The organism is Streptomyces sp. NPDC104106, from assembly GCF_055584345.1.
In genome coordinates, this window is sequence record NZ_JBVJMF010000014.1 from 212,468 (window position 1) to 231,693 (window position 19,226).

Annotated in this window: 26 protein-coding genes and 2 pseudogenes; 3 read left to right on the forward strand and 25 right to left on the reverse strand. The window is 68.5% G+C overall.

What is annotated here, in order from left to right; translation table 11 throughout:
• Positions 1–14: 14 nt before the first annotated feature.
• From rplR to ACZ60X_RS29735, 21 genes are all read right to left on the reverse strand, one after another.
• Positions 15–398 carry a 50S ribosomal protein L18 gene (rplR, locus tag ACZ60X_RS29635; RefSeq protein ID WP_070026312.1) on the reverse strand — a complete coding sequence of 128 codons (384 nt, stop codon included), beginning with the start codon at positions 396–398 and terminating at the stop codon, positions 15–17.
• A gap of 3 nt (positions 399–401) precedes the next feature.
• Entirely contained in the window at positions 402–941 is a 540-nt protein-coding gene (gene rplF / locus ACZ60X_RS29640) for a 50S ribosomal protein L6 (protein ID WP_469604823.1), read from the reverse strand.
• A 23-nt stretch (positions 942–964) separates the two neighbouring features.
• Complete coding sequence (gene rpsH, locus ACZ60X_RS29645) at positions 965–1,363, reverse strand: 30S ribosomal protein S8 (protein ID WP_043503329.1); 399 nt, start codon at positions 1,361–1,363, stop codon at positions 965–967.
• Between the two features lie 209 nt (positions 1,364–1,572).
• A complete protein-coding gene (locus tag ACZ60X_RS29650; RefSeq protein WP_003948630.1) occupies positions 1,573–1,758 on the reverse strand; it encodes a type Z 30S ribosomal protein S14 in 186 nt (61 codons plus the stop codon).
• Positions 1,759–1,763: 5 nt separating this feature from the next.
• Positions 1,764–2,321, reverse strand: a complete 558-nt coding sequence (rplE, locus tag ACZ60X_RS29655; RefSeq protein WP_061920719.1) for a 50S ribosomal protein L5 — start codon at positions 2,319–2,321, stop codon at positions 1,764–1,766.
• Positions 2,321–2,644 (reverse strand): 50S ribosomal protein L24, encoded by a 324-nt coding sequence (rplX, locus tag ACZ60X_RS29660; protein WP_086726220.1) that lies wholly within the window; start codon positions 2,642–2,644, stop codon positions 2,321–2,323. The genes rplE and rplX overlap by 1 nt, the downstream gene beginning before the upstream one ends.
• Positions 2,645–2,646: 2 nt before the next feature.
• Complete coding sequence (gene rplN, locus ACZ60X_RS29665) at positions 2,647–3,015, reverse strand: 50S ribosomal protein L14 (RefSeq protein WP_003998823.1); 369 nt, start codon at positions 3,013–3,015, stop codon at positions 2,647–2,649.
• 105 nt (positions 3,016–3,120) lie between these two features.
• On the reverse strand, positions 3,121–3,405 hold the full coding sequence (gene rpsQ / locus ACZ60X_RS29670; protein WP_153539280.1) for a 30S ribosomal protein S17: 285 nt from the start codon (positions 3,403–3,405) through the stop codon (positions 3,121–3,123).
• Positions 3,405–3,629 carry a 50S ribosomal protein L29 gene (gene rpmC, locus ACZ60X_RS29675; protein WP_007494763.1) on the reverse strand — a complete coding sequence of 75 codons (225 nt, stop codon included), beginning with the start codon at positions 3,627–3,629 and terminating at the stop codon, positions 3,405–3,407. The genes rpsQ and rpmC overlap by 1 nt, the downstream gene beginning before the upstream one ends.
• Positions 3,629–4,048: a 50S ribosomal protein L16 gene (rplP, locus tag ACZ60X_RS29680; RefSeq protein WP_009190136.1), complete on the reverse strand. Its 420-nt coding sequence runs from the start codon at positions 4,046–4,048 to the stop codon at positions 3,629–3,631. Before rplP ends, rpmC begins: the two co-directional genes overlap by 1 nt.
• A 5-nt stretch (positions 4,049–4,053) precedes the next feature.
• Positions 4,054–4,872, reverse strand: a complete 819-nt coding sequence (rpsC, locus tag ACZ60X_RS29685) for a 30S ribosomal protein S3 (protein ID WP_055706471.1) — start codon at positions 4,870–4,872, stop codon at positions 4,054–4,056.
• Positions 4,872–5,219 (reverse strand): 50S ribosomal protein L22, encoded by a 348-nt coding sequence (gene rplV, locus ACZ60X_RS29690; RefSeq protein ID WP_019329637.1) that lies wholly within the window; start codon positions 5,217–5,219, stop codon positions 4,872–4,874. Before rplV ends, rpsC begins: the two co-directional genes overlap by 1 nt.
• Before the next feature lie 43 nt (positions 5,220–5,262).
• Complete coding sequence (gene rpsS / locus ACZ60X_RS29695) at positions 5,263–5,544, reverse strand: 30S ribosomal protein S19 (protein ID WP_030601199.1); 282 nt, start codon at positions 5,542–5,544, stop codon at positions 5,263–5,265.
• A gap of 12 nt (positions 5,545–5,556) precedes the next feature.
• A complete protein-coding gene (rplB, locus tag ACZ60X_RS29700; protein WP_069779215.1) occupies positions 5,557–6,393 on the reverse strand; it encodes a 50S ribosomal protein L2 in 837 nt (278 codons plus the stop codon).
• Between the two features lie 38 nt (positions 6,394–6,431).
• Complete coding sequence (rplW, locus tag ACZ60X_RS29705; protein WP_030345427.1) at positions 6,432–6,851, reverse strand: 50S ribosomal protein L23; 420 nt, start codon at positions 6,849–6,851, stop codon at positions 6,432–6,434.
• Positions 6,851–7,501, reverse strand: coding sequence for a 50S ribosomal protein L4 (gene rplD / locus ACZ60X_RS29710; protein ID WP_469604832.1), 651 nt, complete (start codon positions 7,499–7,501; stop codon positions 6,851–6,853). The genes rplW and rplD overlap by 1 nt, the downstream gene beginning before the upstream one ends.
• 8 nt (positions 7,502–7,509) lie before the next feature.
• Positions 7,510–8,154 carry a 50S ribosomal protein L3 gene (rplC, locus tag ACZ60X_RS29715; protein ID WP_014674369.1) on the reverse strand — a complete coding sequence of 215 codons (645 nt, stop codon included), beginning with the start codon at positions 8,152–8,154 and terminating at the stop codon, positions 7,510–7,512.
• A 16-nt stretch (positions 8,155–8,170) separates the two neighbouring features.
• Entirely contained in the window at positions 8,171–8,479 is a 309-nt protein-coding gene (gene rpsJ / locus ACZ60X_RS29720) for a 30S ribosomal protein S10 (RefSeq protein ID WP_003948644.1), read from the reverse strand.
• Between the two features lie 481 nt (positions 8,480–8,960).
• Positions 8,961–9,500, reverse strand: coding sequence for a hypothetical protein (locus ACZ60X_RS29725; RefSeq protein ID WP_469604835.1), 540 nt, complete (start codon positions 9,498–9,500; stop codon positions 8,961–8,963).
• Positions 9,500–11,662 (reverse strand): hypothetical protein, encoded by a 2,163-nt coding sequence (locus tag ACZ60X_RS29730; protein WP_469604838.1) that lies wholly within the window; start codon positions 11,660–11,662, stop codon positions 9,500–9,502. The genes ACZ60X_RS29725 and ACZ60X_RS29730 overlap by 1 nt, the downstream gene beginning before the upstream one ends.
• A gap of 48 nt (positions 11,663–11,710) precedes the next feature.
• Positions 11,711–12,100: a hypothetical protein gene (locus ACZ60X_RS29735; RefSeq protein ID WP_469604841.1), complete on the reverse strand. Its 390-nt coding sequence runs from the start codon at positions 12,098–12,100 to the stop codon at positions 11,711–11,713.
• 231 nt (positions 12,101–12,331) lie between these two features.
• On the opposite strand from ACZ60X_RS29735, the gene ACZ60X_RS29740 reads away from it, so the two are divergent.
• The gene (locus ACZ60X_RS29740) at positions 12,332–12,688 is read left to right on the forward strand and encodes a hypothetical protein (RefSeq protein ID WP_469604844.1); all 357 of its coding nucleotides are present in this window, start codon (positions 12,332–12,334) and stop codon (positions 12,686–12,688) included.
• Between the two features lie 55 nt (positions 12,689–12,743).
• Here the strand turns inward: ACZ60X_RS29740 and ACZ60X_RS29745 are convergent, their stop codons facing one another.
• The 3 genes from ACZ60X_RS29745 to ACZ60X_RS29755 form a co-directional block, all read right to left on the reverse strand.
• Positions 12,744–13,976, reverse strand: a complete 1,233-nt coding sequence (locus tag ACZ60X_RS29745) for a hypothetical protein (RefSeq protein WP_469604847.1) — start codon at positions 13,974–13,976, stop codon at positions 12,744–12,746.
• Between the two features lie 118 nt (positions 13,977–14,094).
• Positions 14,095–14,274 (reverse strand): DUF397 domain-containing protein, encoded by a 180-nt coding sequence (locus tag ACZ60X_RS29750; protein WP_469604850.1) that lies wholly within the window; start codon positions 14,272–14,274, stop codon positions 14,095–14,097.
• Entirely contained in the window at positions 14,271–15,104 is an 834-nt protein-coding gene (locus ACZ60X_RS29755) for a helix-turn-helix domain-containing protein (RefSeq protein WP_469604852.1), read from the reverse strand. Before ACZ60X_RS29755 ends, ACZ60X_RS29750 begins: the two co-directional genes overlap by 4 nt.
• Positions 15,105–15,242: 138 nt before the next feature.
• Here ACZ60X_RS29755 and ACZ60X_RS29760 point away from each other — a divergent pair.
• Positions 15,243–15,739: pseudogene (locus ACZ60X_RS29760) on the forward strand (ATP-binding protein).
• 126 nt (positions 15,740–15,865) lie between these two features.
• Positions 15,866–16,150: pseudogene (locus tag ACZ60X_RS29765) on the forward strand (helix-turn-helix domain-containing protein); the annotation flags it as partial.
• Positions 16,151–16,156: 6 nt separating this feature from the next.
• Here the strand turns inward: ACZ60X_RS29765 and ACZ60X_RS29770 are convergent.
• Positions 16,157–19,192, reverse strand: coding sequence for a glycosyl hydrolase 115 family protein (locus ACZ60X_RS29770; RefSeq protein WP_469604853.1), 3,036 nt, complete (start codon positions 19,190–19,192; stop codon positions 16,157–16,159).
• Positions 19,193–19,226: the final 34 nt, after the last annotated feature.

A 19,226-nucleotide genomic window follows, 5' to 3' on the forward strand; every position in this document is an offset into this window, starting at 1 on the left:
TAGCTACAAGCGGCTCAGAACTTGAGCCCGGCCTCGCGGGCGGCGTCCGCCAGAGCCGCGATGCGGCCGGCGTACTGGTTACCACCACGGTCGAACACGACGGCCTCGACACCGGCGGCCTTGGCGCGCTCGGCGACCAGGGCACCGACCTGCTTGGCCTGCGCGGACTTGTCGCCCTCGCCGCCGCGGATCGACGCGTCCAGCGTGGACGCCGACGCCAGGGTGTGGCCCTTGAGGTCGTCGATCACCTGCGCCACGATGTGGCGGTTGGAGCGGGTCACGACCAGACGGGGGCGCTCCGCCGTACCGGAGATCCGCTTGCGGATCCGGATGTGACGGCGCTTGATCGCGGCGCGCTTGTAGGCGTCGCCCTTGAGGATCTTCTGCCCGTATGCCATGGCTTACTTACCCGCCTTTCCGACCTTGCGGCGGATGACTTCGCCCTCGTACTTGACGCCCTTGGCCTTGTACGGGTCAGGCTTGCGCAGCTTGCGGATGTTGGCCGCAACCTCGCCGACCTTCTGCTTGTCGATGCCCTCGACCGAGAAACGGGTCGGCGACTCGACCTTGAACGAGATGCCCTCGGGCGCCTCGACGACGATCGGGTGGCTGTAACCGAGAGCGAACTCCAGGTTGGAACCCTTGGCGGTGACTCGGTAACCGACACCGCTGATCTCGAGCTTCTTGACGTATCCCGTGGTCACACCGGTGATCATGTTCGCCACCAGCGTGCGGGACAGGCCGTGCAGGGCCTTGCTCTGCCGCTCGTCGTTCGGGCGGAGCACCTGGAGGGTGCCGTCCTCGCCCTTAGCGATGTCGATCGGCGCGGCAACGGTGTGGGTCAGTTCGCCCTTGGGGCCCTTGACCTTGACCGTACGGCCGTCGATGGTGACGTCCACGCCGGCGGGAACCGGGATGGGGAGCTTGCCGATGCGCGACATGCTGTTTCCTCCGTTCCCTTCCGTTACCAGACGTAGGCGAGGACTTCCCCACCCACGCCCTTCTTCTGCGCCTGCTTGTCGGTGAGCAGACCGTGGGACGTGGAGATGATCGCCACGCCGAGGCCGCCGAGCACCTTCGGCAGGTTGGTGGACTTCGCGTAGACCCGGAGACCGGGCTTGGAGATCCGCTTGATGCCCGCGATGGAGCGCTCACGGTTGGGGCCGAACTTCAGCTCCAGGACGAGGTTCTTGCCGACCTCGGCGTCCTCGACCTTCCAGCCCGTGATGAAGCCCTCCTGCTGGAGGATCTCCGCGATGTGCGACTTGATCTTGGAGTGCGGCATCGACACCGAGTCGTGGTACGCCGAGTTCGCGTTCCGCAGACGCGTCAGCATGTCTGCGATCGGATCAGTCATGGTCATGAATTGGCCTTCGGCCTCTCTCGCCGGGGTTTCCTGGTGCGCCATCCCTCTCCCCGATCCGAGACGGGACGGGTGCGGCGCGGTGGACCTACGGCGTAGTAAGTCGTACGGGCGGCAGACGCCCAACCCCACAAGCCTAAGGCATGCGAGGGAGGGCCTCTGCCGACCAGATGCTTACCGAGAGCTTCCGGAATCCCTGAAGAAGGGGATTACCAGGAGCTCTTGGTCACGCCCGGCAGCTCGCCACGGTGAGCCATCTCACGAAGGCACACGCGGCACAGGCCGAACTTGCGGTACACGGAGTGCGGACGGCCGCAGCGCTGGCAGCGGGTGTAGCCACGCACACCGAACTTGGGCTTGCGAGCAGCCTTGGCAATCAGAGCCTTCTTCGCCATCTCGCTCACGCCTCCTTGAACGGGAAGCCGAGGTGACGAAGGAGCGCGCGGCCCTCAGCGTCGTTGGTCGCCGTGGTGACCACGGTGATGTCCATGCCCCGGGTACGGTCGATCTTGTCCTGGTCGATCTCGTGGAACATGACCTGCTCCGTGAGACCGAAGGTGTAGTTGCCACGGCCGTCGAACTGCTTGGGGGACAGACCACGGAAGTCGCGGATGCGCGGCAGCGCGAGCGACAGGGTGCGGTCCAGGAACTCCCACATGCGGTCGCCACGGAGCGTGACGTGGGCACCGATCGGCTGGCCCTCACGCAGCTTGAACTGCGCGATGGACTTGCGGGCCTTGGTGACGGCCGGCTTCTGACCGGTGATGGTGGTCAGGTCGCGGATCGCGCCCTCGATCAGCTTCGAGTCACGGGCGGCGTCGCCGACACCCATGTTGACCACGATCTTGACGAGGCCCGGGACCTGCATGACGTTCTCGTACTTGAACTCGTCACGCAGCTTGCCCGCGATCTCCTCGCGGTACTTCTGCTTCAGACGCGGAGTGGTGGTGGTAGCCATCAGATGTCCTCACCCGTCCGCTTGGCAACGCGGATCTTGTTGCCTTCGTCGTCGAAGCGGTAACCGACACGCGTGACGACCTTCTGACCGTCCTTCTCCACGACCAGCTGAACGTTGGACACGTGGATGGGGGCCTCGGTGGTCACGATGCCGCCGGCCTGGGAGCCGCTGGCGGTCGGGCCGGCCTTGGTGTGCTTCTTGACCCGGTTGACACCCTCGACCAGGACACGCTCCTCGCGCGGGTAAGCGGCAATGACCTTGCCCTGCTTGCCCTTGTCCTTACCGGTGATGACCTGGACCAGGTCGCCCTTCTTGATCTTCATGCTTACAGCACCTCCGGCGCGAGCGAGATGATCTTCATGAACTTCTTCTCGCGCAGCTCACGGCCGACCGGGCCGAAGATGCGGGTGCCGCGAGGGTCGCCGTCGTTCTTCAGAATGACGGCGGCGTTCTCGTCGAAGCGGATGTACGAGCCGTCCGGACGGCGGCGCTCCTTGACGGTGCGAACGATGACCGCCTTGACGACGTCACCCTTCTTCACGTTGCCACCGGGGATCGCGTCCTTGACGGTGGCGACGATGACGTCACCGATGCCCGCGTAGCGGCGACCGGAGCCACCGAGCACACGGATGCAAAGGATCTCCTTCGCACCAGTGTTGTCGGCGACACGCAGTCGCGACTCCTGCTGGATCACGTCTATCTCCTGATCGTCTGCCGGTTCCCGGCAGGGGCTCTCCTTCTCAGGATGAGCCCCTGCCGAGCCTGGCGGAACTGACCTGCGGGGTTAGCCCCGCAGGAATTACTTGGCCTTCTCGAGGATCTCGACGACGCGCCAGCGCTTCGTCGCGGACAGCGGCCGGGTCTCCATGAGGAGGACGCGGTCGCCGACACCCGCGGCGTTCTGCTCGTCGTGCGCCTTGAGCTTGTTCGTACGGCGGATGACCTTGCCGTACAGCGCGTGCTTGACGCGGTCCTCGACTGCGACGACGACGGTCTTGTCCATCTTGTCGCTGACGACGAGACCCTCGCGGGTCTTGCGGAAGCCGCGCGCCTCGGTGTTCTCAGTCACGTTCTTCTCGCTCATCAGGCGTTCTCCACCGTTTCGATGCCCAGCTCACGCTCGCGCATCAGGGTGTAGATCCGCGCGATGTCCTTGCGGACCGCCTTGAGACGGCCGTGGTTCTCGAGCTGGCCCGTCGCCGCCTGGAAGCGGAGATTGAACAGCTCTTCCTTGGCCTCGCGGAGCTTCGCCAGAAGCTCCTCGTTGCCCAGCTCGCGCAGCTCGGACGCCTTGGTACCGGCCGACATCACGCTTCACCTGCCTCGCGCTTGACGATCCGGCACTTCATCGGCAGCTTGTGGGCCGCACGGGTCAGCGCCTCACGGGCGATCTTCTCGTTGGGGTACGACAGCTCGAACATCACGCGTCCGGGCTTGACGTTGGCGATCCACCACTCCGGAGAACCCTTACCGGAACCCATGCGGGTCTCGGCAGGCTTCTTGGTGAGGGGACGGTCCGGGTAGATGTTGATCCAGACCTTGCCACCACGCTTGATGTGACGCGTCATGGCGATACGAGCGGCCTCGATCTGACGGTTCGTCACATACGCCGGGGTCAGCGCCTGGATGCCGTACTCGCCGAACGCAACCTGCGTGCCACCCTTGGACATACCGTTGCGCTTCGGGTGGTGCTGCTTGCGGTGCTTGACCCTACGGGGGATCAGCATGTCGGTCAGGCCTCCGTTCCGGTGCTCTCAGCCGGAGCGGCGGGAGCCTCGGCCTTGGGGGCCTCGGCGCCGGCAGCCTGCTGCGGCTTGCGACCGCGCCGCTCGCCACCGCGGCCACCACGGGCCGGGCGGTCGGCACCGCCACGGGCCGGGCGGTTACCCGCACGGGCCGCAGCGTTCTCGGCGCGGACCTCGGCGATGTTCTTGACGTCGCCCTTGTAGATCCAGACCTTCACACCGATGCGGCCGAAGGTCGTCTTGGCCTCGAAGAAGCCGTAGTCCACGTTCGCGCGGAGCGTGTGCAGGGGCACGCGGCCCTCGCGGTAGAACTCCGAGCGGGACATCTCGGCGCCGCCGAGGCGGCCACCGCACTGGATCTTGATGCCCTTGGCGCCGGCCTTCATCGCCGACTGCATGCTCTTGCGCATGGCACGGCGGAAGGAGACGCGGGAGGAGAGCTGCTCGGCGACGGCCTGGGCCACGAGCTGAGCGTCGGTCTCGGGGTTCTTGACCTCGAGGATGTTCAGCTGGACCTGCTTGCCCGTGAGCTTCTCGAGGTCGCCGCGGATGCGGTCGGCCTCGGCGCCACGGCGGCCGATGACGATGCCCGGACGCGCGGTGTGGATGTCCACGCGGACACGGTCACGGGTGCGCTCGATCTCGACCTTGGAGATGCCGGCGCGCTCCATGCCGGACGTCATCATCCGACGGATGGCGACGTCTTCCTTGACGTAGTCCTTGTACAGCTTGTCGGCGTACCACCGGGACTTGAAGTCCGTGGTGACACCGAGCCGGAACCCATGCGGGTTAACCTTCTGGCCCATTACCGGGTTCCTTCCTTGCTGCTGACGACCACGGTGATGTGGCTGGTCCGCTTGCGGATCCGGTAGGCACGGCCCTGGGCACGCGGACGGAACCGCTTCAGGGTCGGACCCTCGTCGACGTACGCCTCGGAGATGTAGAGGCTGTCGGCGTCGGTGTGGTCGTAGTTGTGCGCGGCGTTGGCGATGGCGCTGTCGAGCACCTTGCCGACCGGCACGGAGGCTGCCTGCGGAGCGAATCGCAGAACAGCCTGGGCCTCCGTGGCGTCCATGCCACGGATGAGGTCCACCACGCGGCGGGCCTTCATGGGCGTGACGCGGATGTACCGCGCCTGGGCCCTGGCTTCCATGGTTGTCCCTTCAGTTACTTACGTGTCTGAATGCGATCCGCTACTAGCGGCGCTTCGACTTCCGGTCTTCCTTGACGTGGCCCCGGAAGGTGCGGGTCGGCGAGAACTCGCCGAGCTTGTGGCCGACCATCGACTCGGTGACGAACACCGGGATGTGGGTCTTGCCGTTGTGCACCGCGATCGTGTGGCCGAGCATGGCCGGGACGATCATCGAGCGACGGGACCAGGTCTTGATGACGTTCTTGGTGCCGGCATCGTTCTGGGCGTCCACCTTCTTGATCAGGTGGTCGTCGACGAAGGGCCCCTTCTTCAAGCTACGAGGCATCTCAACCCGTCCTTAGCGCTTCTTGTTCGTCTTGCGGCGGCGGACGATGTACTTGTTCGACGCCTTCTTGGGCGAACGAGTACGGCCTTCCTTCTTGCCCCACGGGGACACAGGGTGGCGGCCACCGGAGGTCCGGCCCTCACCACCACCGTGCGGGTGGTCGACCGGGTTCATCACGACACCACGGACGGTCGGGCGAACGCCCAGCCACCGCTTACGGCCGGCCTTGCCCCAGTTGATGTTGCTCTGCTCGGCGTTGCCGACCTCGCCGATGGTGGCGCGGCAGCGGACGTCGACCAGGCGGACCTCACCGGACGGCATGCGCAGGTGGGCGTAGGCGCCCTCCTTCGCGAGCAGCTGCACGGAGGCACCGGCGGAGCGGGCGAACTTGGCACCGCCACCGGGACGGAGCTCGATCGCGTGGATCGTGGTACCGACCGGGATGTTGCGGAGCGCCAGGTTGTTGCCCGGCTTGATGTCGGCCCCGGGACCGTTCTCGACGCGGTCACCCTGCTGCAGGTTGCGCGGGGCGAGGATGTAGCGCTTCTCGCCGTCGGCGTAGTGCAGCAGCGCGATGCGCGCGGTGCGGTTGGGGTCGTACTCGATGTGCGCGACCTTCGCCGGCACGCCGTCCTTGTCGTGACGACGGAAGTCGATCACTCGGTAGGCGCGCTTGTGTCCGCCACCCTGGTGGCGAACGGTCACACGACCGGCGTTGTTACGGCCGCCCTTGCTGTGCAGGGGACGGACCAGCGACTTCTCCGGCGTGGACCGCGTGACCTCGACGAAGTCGGCGACGCTGGCGCCACGACGGCCCGGCGTAGTCGGCTTGTACTTGCGGATTCCCATTTCTCAGTCCTCGTCCGATATCGGACGATCCGACCCGCTTACGCGGTCGGACCGCCGAAGATGTCGATACGGTCGCCCTCGGCGAGGGTCACGATCGCGCGCTTGGTGGCGGCACGCTGGCCGAAGCCCGTGCGGGTCCGCTTGCGCTTGCCCTGTCGGTTGATCGTGTTGACCCCGGTGACCTTGACGTCGAAGACCGCCTGGACGGCCTGCTTGATCTGGGTCTTGTTGGCGTTCGGGTCGACGATGAACGTGTACTTGTTCTCGTCGAGGAGCGCGTAGCTCTTCTCGGAGACGACCGGCTTCAGCAGGACGTCACGGGGGTCCGTGTACGACTTGCTCAGCGGGGTCTCGACGGTGTTCTTGCCCTCGGTGGCGTGGCGACGCGCCTTGGCGACGCGCGCGGCCTTGGCGGCCTTGGCGGCCTTCGAGGCGATAGCGGGGTGACGGATAGCCATCAGGCCTCGCTCCCTTCGGTGTCAGCGGCCTTGGGGCCAGACACGAAGGACTCGAAAGCGGCCTGGGTGAAGACCACGTCGTCCGAGACGAGAACGTCGTACGTGTTCAGCTGGCCCGGCTCCAGGATGTGGACCTGGGGCAGGTTGCGGGCGGACAGCCACGCGGCCTCGTCGGAGCGCTCGACGACCAGGAGCAGGTTCTTGCGCTCCGAGATCTTGCCGAACAGCGTCTTGGCGGCCTTCGTGGAGATGTCACCCTCGACCACGCCGGAGACGACGTGGATGCGGTTGTGACGCGCCCGGTCGGTGAGGGCACCGCGCAGGGCGGCGGCCTTCATCTTCTTCGGGGTGCGCTGCGAGTAGTCGCGCGGCACGGGACCGTGCACGACGCCACCACCGGCGAACTGCGGCGCGCGGGTCGAACCCTGACGGGCGCGACCGGTGCCCTTCTGGCGGTACGGCTTCTTGCCACCACCACGGACTTCACCGCGGGTCTTGGTCTTGTGCGTGCCCTGGCGGGCAGCGGCCAGCTGCGCGACGACGACCTGGTGGATCAGCGGAACGCTGACCTTGGCGTCGAAGATCTCCGCGGGGAGCTCGACGGAACCGGCCTTCTCGCCCGCCGGCGAAAGGATGTCAACAGTGCTCATCGGTTACCTCAGGCCCCCTTGGCCGCGGTGCGGACCAGGACGAGGCCGCCGTTCGGACCGGGAACCGCGCCCTTGATGAGCAGCAGACCCTTCTCCGCGTCAACGGCGTGGACGGTCAGGTTCTGGGTGGTGACCCGCTCGTTGCCCATGCGACCCGCCATGCGGAGGCCCTTGAACACGCGGCCCGGGGTGGCGCAGCCACCGATGGAACCGGGCGAGCGGTGCTTGCGCTGGGTGCCGTGTCCGGCGCCGAGGCCACGGAAGTTGTGGCGCTTCATGACACCGGCGAAGCCCTTGCCCTTGCTCTTGCCGGTCACGTCGACCTTCACGCCGGCCTCGAACACCTCGGCGGTGATCTCCTGGCCCAGCGTGTACTCGGAGGCGTCCGCGGTGCGGATCTCGACGAGGTGGCGACGGGGGGTGACGTCGGCCTTGGCGAAGTGGCCCTTGAGGGGCTTGTTCACCTTGCGCGGGTCGATCTCGCCGAAGGCGATCTGAACGGACTCGTAGCCGTCCACGTCGTTCGTGCGGACCTGGGTGACGACGTTCGGGCCGGCCTTGACGACGGTGACCGGAACAACACGGTTGTTCTCGTCCCACACCTGCGTCATGCCGAGCTTCTCGCCCAGGATGCCCTTGATCTGCTTAGCCATTCTCAGCCCACCAGCCTCAGAGCTTGATCTCGATGTCGACACCGGCCGGGAGGTCGAGTCGCATCAGAGAGTCAACGGTCTTGGGGGTCGGGTCGAGGATGTCGATCAGGCGCTTGTGCGTGCGCATCTCGAAGTGCTCGCGCGAGTCCTTGTACTTGTGCGGCGACTTGATGACGCAGTACACGTTCTTCTCAGTGGGCAGCGGCACCGGGCCCGCGACCGACGCACCAGTGCGGGTCACCGTCTCGACGATCTTCTTCGCCGAGGAGTCGATGACCTCGTGGTCGTAGGCCTTGAGCCGGATGCGGATCTTCTGTCCCGCCATGGCTACTCAGTAGTCCTGTCTCTCTTACGCTCTGGAACCCGGCGGATTCCTTCTGCTGCCTTCGTTCCTCCGACCCACGCGGTCGGGCGTGTCGCACTCTCGCTGACACAGATGTCCCTTGTTCGAACATCCCTGCAGGGGAATGCACACGGCCCTTCCGGAACCGCAAGCCGGGGGCGAAGGCCCACCGGGCGCCTGGCCGGTGCCGCACCGCACTTCCCGGAAGATTCCCGTACGTCCGCCCCAGCGCTGCCCGCAGGCAGTTAGGGCGACGAGTACTGTGGGACTCGCTTCCGGTCCCCCCGGCGGGAGGCGCGCAGCATCAACACTCGACCGAGCAACTCGGACAGTCTGCCATATGGGGCAGGCGGGGCGCCAATCGGGCCGAAGAGATTACCCGGAGGGTGACGTAGGTCAAACCGGGGGCGGAGAGACGCCCGTACGGGGGCGCCACGAGTTTCCACGCAACGTTATCGAGTGACTACTTTGTGCAGCCGAATTGCTTGGTTTCCTTCGGTACGAAGGCATCGATGAACCGCTGCAGCTTCGTGTAGCCGGCAGGAGTGTTCTCGACGCGATCGCCGAAGAAATAGACCCCGAACATCATGTATGCGTTCCGGGAGGAGCAGGTCGCCTGGACCACGGCGCGGTCGCTTCCGATGGACGCGTGTCCCGGGAAGGAGACGGTCCGCTCGGCGGCGTACTTGTACGACGAGCCCTCCGTTTTCCAGTTCACCGGGTCCGGCGCCCGGTCCCAGCGCGTGATATCGACATAGAGCACCCGGTGACCGTCGGCACTCAGGGCGCAGGCCGCACCCGGTTGTGCCTCGAGGGCCGTGTACGTCTGCTTCACCGATCCGCCTTGCGGGATGAGCGGTGACAGGGCCTCCTTCGGCACCGGGACCTTGCAGAACTCGGCGGAGGTGCTGGCCTGGGTCGTGCTGCCGCTGCAGCCCGCCGCCGCTGCCAGGGCGGCGGCACACATCAGGGCCGCCGCCCCACGCCTCGTTCCCGTCCTCATCACTGCGCTCCCGCCATGCCACGGGCGCGTGCGTTGCCGTCGTTGGCCGCCCCGTTGATCTGGTCGTATATGCCCTGGTCGTGAGAGTAGTCGGTGTGGCTGTCAGCCCAGTGCGAGTTGGCCGCGTACCACTTGTCGGCGATTGCGTTGAGCTGGTTCTGACGCAGGTGGAACGTCGCCTGACTGTCACTGGTCAGCTTGGCCGCCTGATCGCGCTGTTCGTCCATGACCCACGCCGTGGTGAGCGCGTCGGCACCGCGCTGGGCGATGTCCCCGTACACCGGGATGAAATTCAGGAATGTCCCGGTCGCGTGGTAGCTCCACGTCTTGTCCCAGGTGTAGTCGTGCTGGTCCCCCTTGAGTGCGAGGTACCGGCCCTCCTCCATGAAGCCGATCGCGGCGCCGGCGGAGTGCAGGGTGTCCTCCGGACGGCGCGATGGATCATGGATGTCGGCCGTGATCGCGTAGTTCATGCCCTCGTGCAGCATGTTGTACGAGTCCTGGCTCCGCGAGATCTGCTTCGTCATCTCCAGGACCTGGTCACGGTCCAGGTACGGGCCATCGGCGGGGTGCCGGCCGCCGCTCGGGTCGCTCATCGCCACGTATGTCTCCTGGCCGTGGTTGACCATGATCTTCGCCATGTCGTCGCGCAGCGAGGCCGGCATGTCGTCTCCCTGCTTGGAAAGAACGTCCAGCGCGTGCACGAACACCCGGTTGTTGGCGTCGGTGTGCGACGTCGGGCTCATAGGACGCGGGCCGTTCGGGTCAACGCCTGTTGCTGCCGCGGCCAGGGCGTCTCCGAAGCCCTTCCGGTTGTCGCCGTCCTCCGCCATCACCGGAATGCCGGTCGTCGTACCGCCGGGCGGGGTCGCGAAGTGGTCCTCGACGATCTTCCAGTCTCGCCCGTGGAGCAGATAGTCAAGGTTGTCGTTGTGCGCCGGGTCCAGGTACTCCGCGCTGGTCTTCGGGTCGTGGGACATGATCCCGAGCACGCCGTCGAGCGGGTCGTTGGCGAACCAGCCGCGGTCCTTGCCGCTGAACTTGTCCCGCAGGGCCCAAATGGACCCGGTCGGGTTGTCCCCCTTCGGCATGTACGACTCCTCGGCGTGCCGGATGTCGTCGGCGGTGTCCTCCAGGAACCTGCCGTTGTAGCCGTGTCCCTGCTGCATCAGCGTGACGAGGCTCTGGTAGCCGCGGACCTTCTCGTCCGGGATGGGGCTGAGGCCGTCGACCTTGAACTGCTCGGTCCCGGCCTTCTGCATGTCGGCGCGGAAGCTCTTGTAGAAGTCCGAGTTCGGGTCCTGGGTGGCGGTCGCCAGCGTCATGGCGAGCCCCTTCTGGATGTCCAGGTACTGCCCGCTGTGCTGCTTGTCGCCGTGGTAGGCGAGCCCGTCGAGGCTGTTGGAGAGCTGCAGGGTGCCCTTGGCGCCCAGCTCGTCCAGCAGGGTCTGGCTGAACGCCTTGTCGCCGGAGTTGTCGCGGAAGACGCGTTGCAGCTCCTGGTAGTCGGCCGCCGAGGCCGTGCCGGAGTTGACGCGCTGCGCGATGTCCCTGACCTCGTCCGCCTCGTACTTCTCGATGTCGCCCTGAGCTTTGCCGTTGAAGTCGGGGACTGTACCGAAGCCCTGGTCAGGGCCCTGCACGACGCCGGTGAACGCCACCTCGACGCCCTTGTCGGCGTCGTCCACGTCCTTCACGCACTGGTCGATGCGGGCCTGCCAGGAGGCGACGGCCTTGCGGATGCTGTCCTGGTAGTCCGGATCGTGGGCGAGCGCCTGCTTGTCCCCCTGGCTGAGCTTGCCCGTGTCGTACGAGACGACGCCCTGGTCCGAGACCTTCATCCCCTGGGCGACGGCGTCGTCCCGCGCCGACTCCAGCTTCTTGCGCAGGTCAACGAACTGGGTGTGGGCGTCGCGCAGGAGCGAGGCGATCGCCTTGGCCTCGATCTGGGCGTTCCGCAACTCGGTGAGCCTTGTCCCGAAGCGCGCGTTGGCAGCCTGCTGGCTCTCTCCCACGAACGTCGGGCGCAGGGTGATCCCGTGCACGTCGCGCTGGTACGCGGTCTCCTGCTTGTGGAGTTCCCCGGCCATGCCGTCCCAGCGTTCGGCGGCCGTGGTGAGGGTGGACAGGTCGGTCGTCAGGATCTCGTGATACGTCGGCATGGGTCCCCGTCGGTGGTTCCGGTGGCGTGCGAAAGGCGCGGCTGTCGGTCACTGCCCCGTCGGCGGTGAGTACGCGTCGAAGACCGACACCTTGCGTGTCGTGCCGGCCACTCCGAGGTCCGTTCCGGTCAGCAGGGTGTTGTTCTGCCGCAGCGCGGACTCGTCACCCGCCAGCTTGCTCAGAAGGCTCTGGACCTGTTCACCCCAGGTCTTGTGCGCCTTGGCCACGGCGCCGGACGTGAGCCAGCCGTGCCCGTCCTTCGCGTCGAACGCCTTCACCACGGCGCCCGTCTCCTCGTCCGCCCAGGCACCCGCCTTCTTGGTGTCCGGCTCGATGTCCTTCTGGAGCGCGTCCGCCGCGCCCTTCTTCTCGTCCGGACAGTGCGCGAGATCCGGCCCGCCACCGCCCACGTCGTCCGCCACGTGGTCCAAACGCATGCCCACGGCGTGTCCGCCGCCACTTCCTGCCATGCTGCCAACCCCCGTTTGCTGATCTGGCGTGCACTCGTCACGCTAGCAACAGGACATATCGCTCCGGCCGGTTGAGCTGCGGTCTTTGATGTTCTCTTTACGAGACCGGGGTTGATACCGACGGCTCCGATTGGCTCACTCGCAGCAGCCGGGATGGGATCTTGGGGTGGCCTCAGGAGTTGCCTAGCGTGTTCGTGCATGACTGTCCCCGCCCCGCCCGAGAGAACCGGTCAGAACCCGCTGCCGACGGACGACGCGATGTGGCCGGGCGGCCGGAGCCTGGCCTGGCTGGTGGCCGGGGTACTGGTGATGGACGCCGTGGTGCAGGGCGTCCATCTGCTGAACATGAGCGTCGTCTACGCCTTTCCGGACCACCCCCGGGCCCGTATCGCGTCCGTGTACATGACGTCCTACCATCTCGGTGGCGCGGCGGGCTCGGCGCTCGGCGTCACCGCATACCGGTTCGGCGGGTGGGCGGCCGTGCCGGCGACGGGGGCGGCGCTCATGGCCGTTGCCCTGGCGGCGTGGGCGGTCGGCCTGCGGCGGCGCGCATGACGAGGGCGGCCCCGCCGGAAAGGGTCACGCCTGGGCTGACAGACCGCGCAGGGCCTCAGGTCCGCGAGACCGTCCCGCAGCCCTTGGTGTTGTCCGGCGTCAGGGACTTGCTGCGGTCGTAGGGGTCGGTGACGGGGCCCGTGGCCGGGGCGCCCGTGGGGGAGGTGTCCGGGAAGACGGGGTGGTAGTAGCCGTCATGGACGCCGCACTCGGTGTTGTAGAACTCGCTCTCGGACGACCGGATCGTGAGCTTGCCGTCGGTCGCCAGCCACTTGGCCGGGTCGAGCAGGGCGATGGTCAGGTCGCGGCGGATGATCGTCCGCGCCACGACGTCACCGGCACCGGCACCGCCGCCCTTTCCGCCGGCCCGGACCAGCGGGTAGACGAAGGTGTAGTCCGCGTGCACCCGCACCTCGCCCGCCCCGGCGGCGGCGTACGTCATGTGGCCGCGCACCTTGACCACGTCACCGGCGGGGGCCGCCTCCGCCGGGTCGAAGCGGGTCACCAGTCGCAGGGGGTCGTGCTGGGCGTCCGGGGTGCGCAGCGAGCGCCGCAGGTCCGGGAGCACATGGGGCTCCTGCGGATCGAGCAGGGCCAGCGCCGCGTCGGGCTGTCCGCCGCGCAGCACGGCCGGGTCCAGGTTGGTGTCGACCAGGAACTCCTTCACGCGGCGCAGGGACTTGGCCACGGCGCTCTGGCTCATCCAGCTCACGGCCTTCGCCTGCGGCACCTCGATGGCGTCCGCTCCGTCGGCCCACCGCAGGGCGGGCGAGCCGCGGAAGGGGTCCTTGCGCGTGGGCGGTCCCGCCTGGTCGACCGAACCGGGCGCGCCGGAGGGCAGCGCCGTCTCGCCGGGCAATGGCGTGGAGGAAGAGGCGGCGGAGTCATGGCCGTGCCCCGGCAGCCGGTCCAGCAGCAGCGACGGCCGTACGGCGACGACGGCGAGCGCCACCGCCAGCACGACCCCGATCACCGAGCCCACGGTACGGCGCCGGCTGCCGCGCCCGTTCATCTCCCGCCAGGCCGGACCGGTGCGCCAGCCCGGCGGCGTCCACGCCTGCCCCTGTGCCTGCGGCGACTTCTTCCGCCGCCACCAGCGCCGCCGGTCGCCGCGCTCGCCCTCACCCTCGATCACCCGCAGCCGGTTCGCCACCATGCGCGCCCGCGCGGACGGCTCCTTCGGCGCGTTCCCGCCACCGTCCTCGGCGGCCTCGCGCAGGAACGCCTCCCACTGCTCGTCGGGTATGGAGGACTCGTCGGAGTGGTCCGGGGGCGGGACGGTGCTCACGGGTTCGCTTTCGGTCGCACAAGATCACTGGACGGGGCAGTGTTCTCCTCCGACGCGGGCCTTGCACAGAGGGTGCGCCGGATTGTGCGTAAGCCGTGATGGAACCGGTCCGTCAGCGTCAGATCGTCCGCACGAACTCCGCCCAGGCCTCCGGCGCGAGGGCGAGGCGGGGGCCGGTGGGGTTCTTGGAGTCGCGGATGTGGATGGTGGTGGGGGCTTCGGCGACCTCGAGGCAGTCGCCGGGTTCGTTGCTACTGCTGTAGCTGCTCTTGAACGAGTGCAGTTCGGCGGTGCTCACAGTCTCTCCGGCGCTCGCTCGATGAAGGCCTGAGACTCCCTCGGAGTGAGAGCCTGCGCCCGGATCATGCCATAGCGCAGTTCAAGGATCCGGAGGCCCTTGGGGCTTGAGACCGGGCGGCCGTTGAACGCGCCGTCGGAACGCCCGATTGCTGTGCCATCGGCGAACTTCAGCACCTCGATCATGCCTGCCGCTCCGGCGTGCTCCTCGCGATCGGTCGGCATAACCTGGAGCGTGACGTTCCGCAACTTGCTTACCTCCAAGAGGTGTTCGAGTTGACGGCGCAGCACCACCCTCCCACCGCAGGGGCGTTCGAGCGTCACCTGTTCCTGGACGAAACCGAGCGTCGGGGCGGGCTCCCGCTCGAAGACGGTCTTACGAGCCACGCGCGCTGCGGTCTCCCGCTCCACGACGTCTTCGGCGAGCGCGGGCTGCCGCATCTCGAAGATCGTTCGGGTGTACTCCTCCGTCTGCAACAGGCCATGGATGTTGTGGTTGCCATACATCAGCATCTCCACCGCCCGCCCTTCCATATCCGCCAGCTCCCGCACCTTCTTCGGATACCGAGCCCTCCGCATGTCCTCCATGAAGGCCCTCAAGTGCCCCTGCGCCTTCAGGATCGTGTCCGCCTTGTCCAGGCACTCCGGCTGGGGAATCCGCGCCCCGCGCTCGATCTTGCGGATCGTGTGCTCGCCGTACCCGAGGGCCACCCCCAACTCGGCCGCGCTCACCCCCGCCGCCTCCCGGCACACCTTGAACAGACGCCCCACCGCCTGTACGACCGGCTCGATCTCGTCGCCCGGCTCGACGTCCCAGCCCGCCTCGTCCACGCCTCCTCCTTCGCCTCGCCCTCGTACCCGTGCCAACGCCCGAGACAGCCGAGACAGCCGAGACAAAGCGGGGACAGTCACGGGCCGCAATGACCTTGTCGCCTACCCGAGCAAGCACACTCGGCCACGCTGAGTGATGTGAACCAAGAAACCTCCATCCCCCACTTCACGGTGCTGCTGTCCCCCACGCCTCGCGGCGCCCGCCTCGCCCGGCTCCTCGTCGCCGCACAACTCCGGGAGTGAAGCTCCCGTTGGAGGCCGCGGAGCACATCGTCGCCGAACTGGCCGCCAACGCCGCCACCCACGGCAAGGTGTACGGACGGGACTTCCGGCTCACGCTCTACGTCGTCGGCGCGACGCTCCGCCTCGAGGTGACCGACGCGCGCGGTGACTGTCTGCCCTGCGTGCGACCCGCCTCCCCCGACGCCGAGTCGGGCCGCGGCCTGCTCCTCGTGGCCGCGCTCGCCGACCGGTGGGGAGTGGCGGAGGGCCCCACGCCGCGCAAGACGGTCTGGGCCGAGATCACCGTCCGGGAAACGGATGGGGCACCGGAAGCGACACCGACGCTCAGCGCGACACCACCGCAGACATGCGACGGCCCTCGCCGGGACTGGCATCCCGTTGCGAGGGCGTGACCACCGAGGAAGGTAAGGACTTCCCCGATGGACACCCAGCACCTTAGCGCGCCCGCACGCCCAGTCCGGTCTTGCGGGCGACAAACACCCGAACCGGGGCCCCAGGCCGCCGCCCCCTCCGGCGGGCTCGTCCAGGGCGTCGCCGCCTGGCTGGAACGCGACGTCAGCCCTGCCGCCGTACGCCACGCCCTGACCACCGGCCTGCCCGACGCACCCCTGTGCCGCCCGGCCGCCCTCCTGGCCCACCGCCTCACCGCCCAGCTGCCGCCCCCGCCCCCGCTCCGCGCCCCGACCGCCGCGCCACCCGTACGGCACCCGCTCCAGACCTGCGACGGCTGCGACCGCGCCTTCCGCGCTCCACACCCCGGCCGCTGCCGCGACTGCCGAACCGATCTCCTCAAGGCCGCCTAGCATGCTCTACGGGTGACCCTCGGCCACCCGCCGGCTCTCCACCGGCCCCAGGTACAACTCCGGCATCCCGCCCGCGTCGATCACCAGCCGCTGCACCACCACCGTCGGATCCACCATCCAGAACCTCAGCCGGTGCACCCCGGCCGAGCCCACGGAGTGGACCGTCGAGGACCGGTTGACGTTGTCCGACGTGTTGCGGGCCCACACCGCGTTCAGCGCCCCGTCGTCCGCCCCCGCCGTGATGTCCACCGTCCGGATCGGACCGTCGTCCAGGGAGACCCCGTAGCTCAGCCCCGTGACCCCCGGCAGCGCCGGGTTACGGGGGGAGACGTACGCCCACACCGTCACCTCACCGGGGCCGGACAGCAGGGTCACCTCGTACTCCAGACGCGGCGACGCGCCTCCCGGCACCACGCTCGGCGCGGTCACCGGCCACGGGGTCATGCCCGCTCCCGTGCGGCCGATGCCGTCGAGGCGGCGCCAGTCGCCCACCGCCCGGTCGTAGTGCTCCGCGTCGATCGCCACGTAGCCGCCGGCCTCCACGAAGCCGCGCGCGCCCGGAGCCCTCGCCCCCTCCGACACGCACCTCACCGCCACCGACGTCCCGGCGCCCGTCACCGTCAGCGTCCCCTCCGCCCGGCCCCCCGGAGCCCTCCCCCAGTCCACCCGGACCTCGACCCGCACCTGCCGCGCCACCCGCCCCCGGGGCCGGTCCACCACCAGCCACGGCACAGACGAGCGCACCTCGTAGTCGAAGGCCGCCCGCCCCCTGTTGAAGATCTCCACGTACTGCGGCGGACGCGTCTGGTACCGGCTGAACGACGGGAGCGAGGCCTGCCCGGCCGCACCGCCCGGCCACCACTGCCCCGCGTCCTCGGCACCGTCCACCGACACTCCCAGCTCGGCCCCCTCCGGCACCTCGATCCGCCGCACCGCCGGGAACAGCACGTCCGGCAGCGCCACGTTGTCCTTCTCCGGCTGCTGCCAGCCCGCGTCCGGGCCGTAGCGGTCCACGTCCCCGTAGTCGATGTGCGGCTGGGTCTGGAAGCCCTTCCACTTGCCGCCCACCACCCGGGAGTTGAAGCGGTCGGCGAGGGCGAAGTCCTTGGCCAGGGCCGCCTCCGCCGCCGCCGCGCGGTCGTTCGTCGCCGCTCTGCCCTGGGCGGCGTACAGGAGGTTCGTGAACTCGGCCGCCCGCAGCGCGTACAGGTTCGCCGTCGCCGTCACCTCGTAGCCCGCCAGTTCGTACCAGGCGTCCTGGAGTGCGGGCGGGAGCCGGCGCGCGACGCGCTCCGCCCGGGCGCCCAGCTCCCGCCACTCCTCGGTCACCCGCTCCAGCTCGCGGTGCGCGAAGTAGTACGGGGTCTGCCGGTCGTCGTACACCACCTTCCCGCCGGACAGCGTGATGCGGCGGTTGAGCAGCTCCGGTTTGCGGCGGGCCTGGAGGCGGCCGTACGCCGCCAGCAGCGAGGCGATCTCCTTCGCCTGCGCCTCGCCGAAGTTCTGGCGGGCGTAGCGCTCCTCCCACGTGCCGAGCCGTTCCAGCGGCCACGCCCGCGGGTTCCAGGCGTACGACAGGAAGAACTCCGCCGGCAGCTCGTTGCCCTTCAGATCGCCGACGTTCGCCACCCACAGGCCGTGGTTGCCGTAGGCGTGGGCCTGGTGGAGCTGCTCCCAGACGTTGCGGAGGTCGGCGGTGTCGACCCACTTGTAGTTGCGGCCCGCGCCGACGTAGTCGAAGTGGTAGTAGAGGCCGAAGCCGCCGGTGCGGGCGCCGTCCGGGTGCTTGCGGATGTTGCCCCAGTTGTCGTCCGTGAGGACCACCGTGACGTCGTCGGGGGCGCGCAGGCCCCGGTCCCAGTAGCGCTGCACCTCCTTGTAGAGGGTCCACACCTGCGGGGTCTCGGCGGCGGGCCTGCCCGTCACGTCCTCGATGATCCGCCGCTGGTCGGCGATGATCTGCTCCATCAGCTCGATGCCGTCGCCGTCGGGCAGGCCCGTGTCGCCGTTGCCCCGCATGCCGAGCGTGACGACGCCCTCGAAGCCCTGGTCGACCATGCGCTGGATGCCGGCCCGCCAGTACGCCCTGATCGCCGGGGCGTTGCGGCGGTACGACCATTCGCCGGTGCCCCCGTAGGGGTCGTGTCCGGGAGAGGCGTGGCGGTTCCACTCCTCGATGCCCCGCATCATCGGCGCCTCATGGGATGTGCCCATGACAATGCCGTACTCGGCGGCCCGCCGGTGGTTCTCCGGGTCGTCCTCGGCGAAGGCCCGGCCCCAGACCGCCGGCCAGAGGTAGTTGCCCTTCAGGCGGAGCAGGACTTCGAAGACCTTCGCGTAGAACGCCGAGGTGAAACCTCCGGGGTATCCCGGAGCCTTCCCCGGGCCGAAGTACGCCGGGGCCCAGGTGCCGAGCGCGGGATTCTCGTCGTTGACGAAGAAGCCGCGGTACCTCACCACAGGGGTGCCCTGGGTGTACCGGCCCGGCCGCACCCACACCGCGGACCGGCGCACCGGCGGCACGTCGTCCCACCAGTGCCAGGGTGAGACGCCGATGCCGTACGAGACGTCGTACGCCCCGAAGATCGTGCCCCGCGGATCACTGCCCGCGATGACGAACGCCCGCTCCACCCCGGCCATCGGATGGTCCACGACCGTCTGGAGGGAGGTCTCCCACCGGCCGCGCACACCCGTCACGTCCAGCTTTCCCGAGCCGACCAGGCCGTCGATGAGCGGGCTGCGGCCGATCGTGCCGACCAGCACCGGGAAGCGTCCGAGCGCCGCGCCGGACCGGACGCCCGTCACGCGGGCGAGGTCCTCGCGCAGGTCGCCCGCCACCCGCACGACTCCGGGGTGATCCTCCGGGCTGACCACCACGGGGGCGCCGACGAGGGAGAACGCCCCGCCCGTGAAGGAGATGTACGCCCCCGGGTCCGTGATCAGCGGACCACCGCCGGCACCAGCTGCGAACGGGGCCCCCGAGGCCCACACCGGCACACCGGCCAGCCCCGCACCCAGCACCGTTCTACGCGCCACGGACATGCGTCCCCTCCGCTCCCTATTTGCTCAGCGGCAT